8 protein-coding genes are annotated in these 7259 nt (G+C 37.2%); 4 read left to right on the top strand and 4 right to left on the bottom strand.

Features of this window, described 5'->3' with window-relative positions; genetic code table 11:
* A partial coding sequence (locus tag AC1DOS_RS16445) for an MFS transporter (RefSeq protein WP_477538373.1) occupies positions 1 to 599 on the bottom strand: 599 nt, incomplete at its 3' end.
* A gap of 140 nt (positions 600 to 739) precedes the next feature.
* On the opposite strand from AC1DOS_RS16445, the gene AC1DOS_RS16440 reads away from it, so the two are divergent.
* Positions 740 to 1471 (top strand): peptidylprolyl isomerase, encoded by a 732-nt coding sequence (locus AC1DOS_RS16440; RefSeq protein WP_477538372.1) that lies wholly within the window; start codon positions 740 to 742, stop codon positions 1469 to 1471.
* Positions 1472 to 1488: 17 nt separating this feature from the next.
* Positions 1489 to 1701: a hypothetical protein gene (locus tag AC1DOS_RS16435; RefSeq protein ID WP_477538371.1), complete on the top strand. Its 213-nt coding sequence runs from the start codon at positions 1489 to 1491 to the stop codon at positions 1699 to 1701.
* Between the two features lie 255 nt (positions 1702 to 1956).
* On the opposite strand, the gene AC1DOS_RS16430 is transcribed toward AC1DOS_RS16435, so the two are convergent.
* Positions 1957 to 3129 carry a MalY/PatB family protein gene (locus tag AC1DOS_RS16430; protein ID WP_477538370.1) on the bottom strand — a complete coding sequence of 391 codons (1173 nt, stop codon included), beginning with the start codon at positions 3127 to 3129 and terminating at the stop codon, positions 1957 to 1959.
* A 164-nt stretch (positions 3130 to 3293) separates the two neighbouring features.
* Here AC1DOS_RS16430 and AC1DOS_RS16425 point away from each other — a divergent pair, with 164 nt between their 5' ends.
* A complete protein-coding gene (locus tag AC1DOS_RS16425) occupies positions 3294 to 3554 on the top strand; it encodes a DUF1871 family protein (RefSeq protein WP_108585083.1) in 261 nt (86 codons plus the stop codon).
* A gap of 70 nt (positions 3555 to 3624) precedes the next feature.
* Here AC1DOS_RS16425 and AC1DOS_RS16420 read toward each other — a convergent pair whose 3' ends face one another.
* Entirely contained in the window at positions 3625 to 3840 is a 216-nt protein-coding gene (locus tag AC1DOS_RS16420) for a helix-turn-helix domain-containing protein (protein WP_108585082.1), read from the bottom strand.
* Between the two features lie 101 nt (positions 3841 to 3941).
* Positions 3942 to 5282: a sodium-dependent transporter gene (locus AC1DOS_RS16415; protein WP_477538369.1), complete on the bottom strand. Its 1341-nt coding sequence runs from the start codon at positions 5280 to 5282 to the stop codon at positions 3942 to 3944.
* A gap of 134 nt (positions 5283 to 5416) precedes the next feature.
* On the opposite strand from AC1DOS_RS16415, the gene AC1DOS_RS16410 reads away from it, so the two are divergent.
* Positions 5417 to 7259, top strand: a 1843-nt coding sequence (locus AC1DOS_RS16410; protein WP_477538368.1) for an RNA polymerase sigma factor, incomplete at its 3' end; no start/stop codon positions are given.

Here is a 7259-nt window from a genome sequence, read left to right as displayed (position 1 = left end):
GAATACACATGTGCATTCGGGGCAGGTATTCTTTTCGTCTCTCTAATACCAACCATAACCAGTAAAGCAGCGATTGCGATTACCACTGAAGTGATGACAAAGGTATATTGAAAACCGAATGAATCAGCGAGCAAGCCCCCTAACACTGGTCCGAATAATGTACCCGAAACACTACCCATTTGAAGAGTACCAAGCGTTTTACCTGCAACTTCTTTTGCTGTTTGTGAACTAATAAATGCAAGAGAAGTCGGTATAAACCCGGTGACTACACCCATAAATAGTCGTAAAAAGAAGAAAGCTTCAACAGAGTGAACAAAACCCATTAACAAAATACTTATTGAAATACCGAATCCAGTAATTATTAGTATAGGTTTATAGCCAAAGCGATCTGCGATACGTCCCCAGATGGGAGACATAAGGAATGCGGAAACGAATGTGATACCGAACACGAGACCTGACCATTTCTGTACATAAGCGTCCGAAAATTCACCCATGGTATCTATATAAAGTGACAAAAAAGGCATAATCATCGTTGCCGTTCCTGCAACTAAAAAGTTTGAAATCCATATGATATAAAAATTTCTTTTCTTTCTATCCAAAAAATCCCTTCTTTCATTTGTAGCAATAAAGTGCCTCTAATTATTCATTATAAAACATTTCGCCTTACGAAGGAAGGGGAGAGACTTAATTACTGAAAATATAAGCTAAATATGATAGACTAATTTAGGGTGAAATGAACATGGAAAAACGAGGATGGCTGTTATTAATTAGTATAATTGTCCTTTTATCAGGATGCGGCACTAAAGAAAGTGTCGATGTAGAGAAGGCAGAAAAGCCGAGTGAAGAAACAAAACAAACTACAACTAAGGGAGAGAGCGCTATGTATCCACAATTATCAAAAGAAGTTGCTTCAAACGAAGCTTTAGTCGTAATGAACACAACTATGGGAGCTATTAAAATCAAACTATTCCCAGAGGTTGCTCCAAAAACTGTAGAAAACTTTATTACACACGCTGAAAACGGATACTACGATGGTATTATTTTCCACCGTATTATCAAAGATTTCATGATTCAAGGTGGAGATCCAACTGGAACTGGTATGGGCGGAGAAAGCATTTACGGAAAAACATTTGCTGACGAATTCTCTGATAAAGCATTTAACTTACGCGGTGCACTATCAATGGCTAATGCTGGACCTGGCACAAATGGTAGCCAATTCTTTATCGTTCAAGCAAATCGTGTAGATTCTAGCATGTTAAGCCAAATGAAAAAAGCTGGATACCCAGAAGAAATTATTGAAGCATATTCTACAAATGGTGGGACACCTTGGTTGGATAACAAACACACAGTATTTGGACAAGTTATCGAAGGGCTAGAAGTTGTTGACAAAATGACAACAGTTAAGAGAAACGGTAGCGATAAACCTCTTGAAGACATTAAGATTGAATCTATCGAAATTCTTCAAAAATAAGTTAGGAAGTGTTCAACTTGAACGCATGGATAGTTAACTTTCTGTATTTTCCAGAAGATAAATCTGCCTATATTCCTGCTGCATTTCAATTCTTGATTTTTGCCATTCTTTGCGTCTTGGCTTTTCGTTGGATCGTCAAAATTTCCAAAAAGCAAGAAGTGAAAACTAAGGAATTAGAAGAACGTATTCTACGTGAACGCCAATTGAAAAAACAAAAAGATCAATATTAAATTGAAAAAGGCTTAACCAATTACAAATGGTTAAGCCTTTTTCTTATGTTAAAAGAAAGTAAAAGTTTTTCCGAGCTACACCTTCGTACATGGAGCAGCTATGTCTGGCTACCAACGCCAGCTCGCACCTAAGATTGGGCCACAGGATGTGGGTCATGAAAGCGTTGCGATAGGACGTCGCGAACTTAGCCTTCCTTCACTAACATGTGGCGAAAGCAGGCTTTCGCATCGGTCCTTCCAGCACCGATGTCGATCTTATGTTAAAGCGGTTATGAAACGCAAAACACCATCTTCAAGTGTTTGACGTGGGCAAGCTACATTCATTCTCAAGAAGCCTTTTGCAGAATAGCCGTACTTGGAACCTGGTTCTAATGCAAGTTTCCCTTTGGTTAATAACTTGTCCATTATTTCTTTTTCTGATAATCCTGTGTCTCTGTAATCAATCCATAGCAAATAGGTCCCTTGTGGTTTGTTAATTTTTATTCCTGCAACAGATTGTGTGATTTTATTAATTGCATAGTCCATATGAGAAGAAAGGACGTTCATTAATTCATCTAACCAAGGACCACCATCTTCATAGGCAGCAGTTAAAGCAGCTGCAGCAAAAGGGCTAAGTTCCATTTGTCCATGAGCAAGTKCATTTTCTTTTAGTTTTTCACGTTTCTCAGGATCTGTCGCAATCATCACAGCGGCTTGTACACCTGCTAAATTAAACGTTTTGGTTGGAGCTACACAAGTTATAATTCTGTTTACTTCATCCCCTGCCAAAGTCGCCAATGGGATATGCTGATGTCCAGGGAACACTAAATCAGCGTGTATTTCATCCGATAAAATGAGAGTATCATACTTGGCACACAATCGAATAATTTCCTGTAACGTCTCTTTTGACCATACCATGCCACCTGGATTGTGTGGGTTACATAAAATAAATAATTTTACTCCTTGTTTCAATTGTTCCTCGAATGAATCAAAGTCCACTTGATAATTGCCTTTTTCTTCTATTAATAAACTTTCCACTATTTGGCGACCTAGTCTATCCGGAACTGAAAAGAACATAGGGTAAACGGGGGGAGTTATTAATATACGATCGTCTTTTTCTGTAAATGCTTCAACTACAGATGCAATTGCAGGAACTACCCCATGATGAAACAGCATCCATTCTGTTTGGGTGTGCCAATCATGTCGCTCTTCTAACCACGTGTGCACAGCTGTTTTACAACCTTCACACATATAGGAATAACCAAAGACAGGATGATCAATTCGGCTATGTAAGGCATCAGTAACTGCTTGAGGTGCGGCGAAGTCCATATCAGCTACCCACATTGGCAAAATGTCAGAAGCATCTTCAATCCCATATATCGTCTCCATTAAATCCCATTTAACAGAACGACTTTTACGTCGGTCAATCACTTGTTCAAAATTAGTCAAGGTAATTCCTTCTTTCCTTTTTATTGTGGAAGTATTGTATTCAGTTTGTTTTCATGTTTATAGAGTACGATTACTAGTCACGACAGGACGTCCTGAATCTAGCCTTCGTTCCTTTATTATGTTATCATAGCCTTTATTAAAGAAAAGCAAATAGGTGAAAAATGATGGAAAACATTGAAATGAATCGAAAATCGGTTAAGTTACTTCAAATGTGGGATCCTTTTAACATGGGTCCGGATGCATATGATACGGAAACAGCTGATGTTGTGGCTGCACTTCAAGGAATTGATCATCCTTCAGAACTTGCTAAACGCATTCAAGAAGTGTATGAACATTCTTATGAACAGTGGATTCCTCTTGAGCAATGTGTTCAAATTGCTTATAAACTAATAGCTGTTAAATATGAAGCAAAATGTATAGTTTAATCCGAGTTTCTTTTTGTATCTGGATAAAACAAAAGAGCATTCTCCCATTTGGGTGAATGCTCTTTCGTTTTTATGAATTAACTTGAAGCCCATCTAATAAATTAGAGACAGGAACTTCTAGTGCGTTAGATAATTTCAAAATGGTCTGTACGGAAGGAACTTCTGTACCGGCTTCATATTGTTCTAATTTCCTCGCACCTATTCTGGTTTTTAAAGATAAATCTTCTAAAGTCATATTACGTTCTTCCCGCAACAAGCGAAGTTGAGTGTGAAATTCTTGTTTCATCTTCATGCACTCCTTTCCATCATAGTAAGTATGCTACTTACTATCTTATCATACTCCACATACATGGATTATGTGAAATAAGTTGTTTTATAGACATAAGCTTACCCTCTGAATGCTGAAATAACAGCGTTTATAAAGACCAGAATGATGGCTACCGGAGCTAGGTAACGAACGATAAAATACCAAGACTTAAACGTGACAGGAGAAATATTTAATTCCTCGATCAGTTCTGATTTCTTAACAACGTATCCTGCAAAAATTGATATTAATAAAGCGCCTAAAGGTAAGCCTATACTACTTGTTAGGAAATCCGCAAAATCGAAGAATGTTTTTCCTAATATTTTAATATCGGAAAAAACACCGAAAGATAGAGCACTTGGAATACCTACTAAGAAAATCACTAAACCATAAATCCAGGCAGCTCGTTTCCGTTTATCGTATGCATTTTTTATCCCAATAGACACAACAGTTTCTAACATCGCAATTGAAGAAGTTAATGTTGCGAATAATAATAAGATAAAGAACATGAGCATAAAGAATGCACCAAAAGGAATTTGCTCGAACACGGCAGGTAAAATGATGAATACAAGTCCAGGACCTTCATCTGGTGAATAACCTAAAGCGAAAACTGCAGGGAAAATTACTAAACCTGCCATTAGAGAAATACCGATATTTAACATAGAAACACTGAACGCTGAACTGCCTAACTTTTGATCTTTAGGCAAATAAGAAGCATAAGTCATCATTCCAGCCACACCAACACTTAGAGAGAAGAATGCTTGTCCTAATGCCAATAACATGGTTTGAGCATTAAAGTAAGACCAATCTGGGACAAACATAAATTTAACGCCTTCCATTGCACCGTCTAATGTTAAAGAACGGATAACTAATACAACAAAGAATATTAATAGAGCGGGCATCATGATTCGACTGGCGCGTTCAATACCGCCTTCAATACCCCCACGTACAATGATGACAGTCAAAATCATAAAGACTGCTTGACCAATTAATACCTCCCAAGGATTTGAGATAATTGATTCAAATAACTTTCCGTAATCACTGTTTCCATTATTATCAAGACTGAACATTAAGGCTCTTCCTAAATAGGATAAAATCCATCCGCCAACCACACTGTAGAATGACAAAATGATGAATGAGAAAAAGAACCCAGACCAGCCAATAAAGTACCATTTTTTCCCTGGTGCTAATCTTTTAAAACTTGTCACTGCATCTGCGTGGCCTTTTCGACCAAGAACAAACTCTGCTAATAGAATTGGTAACCCAATTAATAATGTACTGATAATAAATAATAAGACAAATACGCTACCACCGTTTGTTCCTGCCATATATGGAAACTTCCATATTGCTCCAAGTCCAATCGCACTACCTGCAGCTGCGAGGACAAAGCCTATCTTTGATGCAAAATGATCGCGCTTTTCCATTTAACCCAACTCCTAAATTCTTTAAAGATTTTTCTAATACTACACGACAGGAATAAAAAAGAATATAACTTTTGAAACAATCATAGAAAAAGAAACGTATAACTTATAACAAATAGAGAGAGTGGAGGGGACGTATGGAAAAACCGGAATTGATTGACAGGGCGCAAAAAGGGGATAAAGTGGCTTATGGTGAATTAATGAACCTTCATCATCGCACAGTTGAGAAGTTCGCCTTTCAATGTGGCGTCAAAGCAGATGATGTTCAAGACGTCACACAAGAAGTTTTTATGAAATTATATAGATTTTTAAACCATTTTGGACAAGATCAATTTTCCATATGGTTATATAAAATCACCTTAAATATCACAAAAGATTATAATCGATTAGCAAATAGAGAAAAAGTAAAAGAAAGTAAAATCCAAGACGAAATCAACTTTGGAAAACCCAGAAAATTAACAGAATCAAAAATATTAGTATTCGAAGAGGATCGAGTACTTCATGAAGCTATTCAAGCATTAGAAGAAAAATATCGTATGCCTATTGTCTTATTCTATTTTCAGGAACTCACATATGATCAAATAGGTGAAGTTATGAATCTCCCGTTCGCAACAGTTAAAACACGTTTATTGAGCGCGGAAGACCAACTTAATTCCGGAATCGCTTTAATAGGTGGGGCCGAATATGACCAGAATCAACTAGAACAACAAATGACCTTATTAAAAAAATCATACAAGCGAGTTCCTTCTAAATTTAATGCAGACGAAGTAATGACTAATATCGAGGATGAAGATTTCCAACTACAGAATGGAACAGTCGTTGATTTAATCAAAACTCCCAAGCTGCAAAAAGTAAGGTTCTGGGCTGTCAGTTTAGCAAGTATCGTTTTAATAGGTATTTTGAGTGCTTCATTCATGAATGATCATGATGAGGAAAAGAACAGCACGGCTGCCGAATACGATCAGAAGGAAATAGAAGAACTCAAGAAAGACTATCAATCGGAGCGGGAAAAGAGACAGAAAATGCTGGGCTTGACGAATGAACAGTTCGATCATCTGGGCTTTGTAAAGTTTGCGGATAGTGAATTTGCACGTATCACACATCCTGACACTATAAAGAAGTCGATACTTTCCTTGAAAATAGCCTATGGAGAAACGATTAAGTATTTACTACTGCCTTCAGAAATGGTGACAAGACTTAAAAACAATAGCTCATTGAATGAAGAAATGAGTACAGGTTTTGTGGATGAACTGAGCAGTAAAATGGATGACTTGAAAATGGTCTATGATTTGGTCATTACTAAAAATAAGGAAATCTTAAATACAGCTAAAATGAACGGAAAACTTGATGCCGACTATTTGTATAGCCGTAGAAAAGATTTGCCTGAACCAGTGCAGCTGATGATTTCGAATGCTACTCAAGAAGGTATTCGGATTGAGGTGGCACCAAATCAAAAAGAATTTATAGCTGATATTGAAATGAATGATATGATATTCGGTCTGGATGGAAAGATAGCCCAGTCAGCCCTAAATTCATTGTATATTAAACAAATGGCTCCATTCACGTATGGAGGGGAACTAGTTTACGATACACAGGAATCAGCGTACATTTTGGAGTCTATAGAATATTCACTGATGAGCGTCAAACAGCGAGGTGAGTTGTACTCCGTAATAAAATCTTATTATGAAGACCTTGCTTATACATTGATTTTCGGCTCTTCCAACACAGCAGTTTTTTCAAATGGGAAAATTAAAGAGGAATATCAAACCGCATGGAATTATTTCCTTTTGATTCCTAGTGTATCACCAATGAAATATTACTTGAAACCTGTTGTCGATTCCTTAAGTGCGAATAATTGGGAAGTGAACGAAACTTACAAATTACTTGATTTCAATGATTTGAAGGATGCAGTCCGGCTTGCAGAAACGGGTGAACTCGCAAAATTAATGCCGACTGAGGAATTAGCGGACTCTGTAGAAG

It is taken from the genome of Paenisporosarcina sp. P5_A11, from assembly GCF_056400705.1.
Note: the sequence above shows the minus strand (reverse complement) of the source record. Positions and strands in the feature narration are given on the sequence as shown.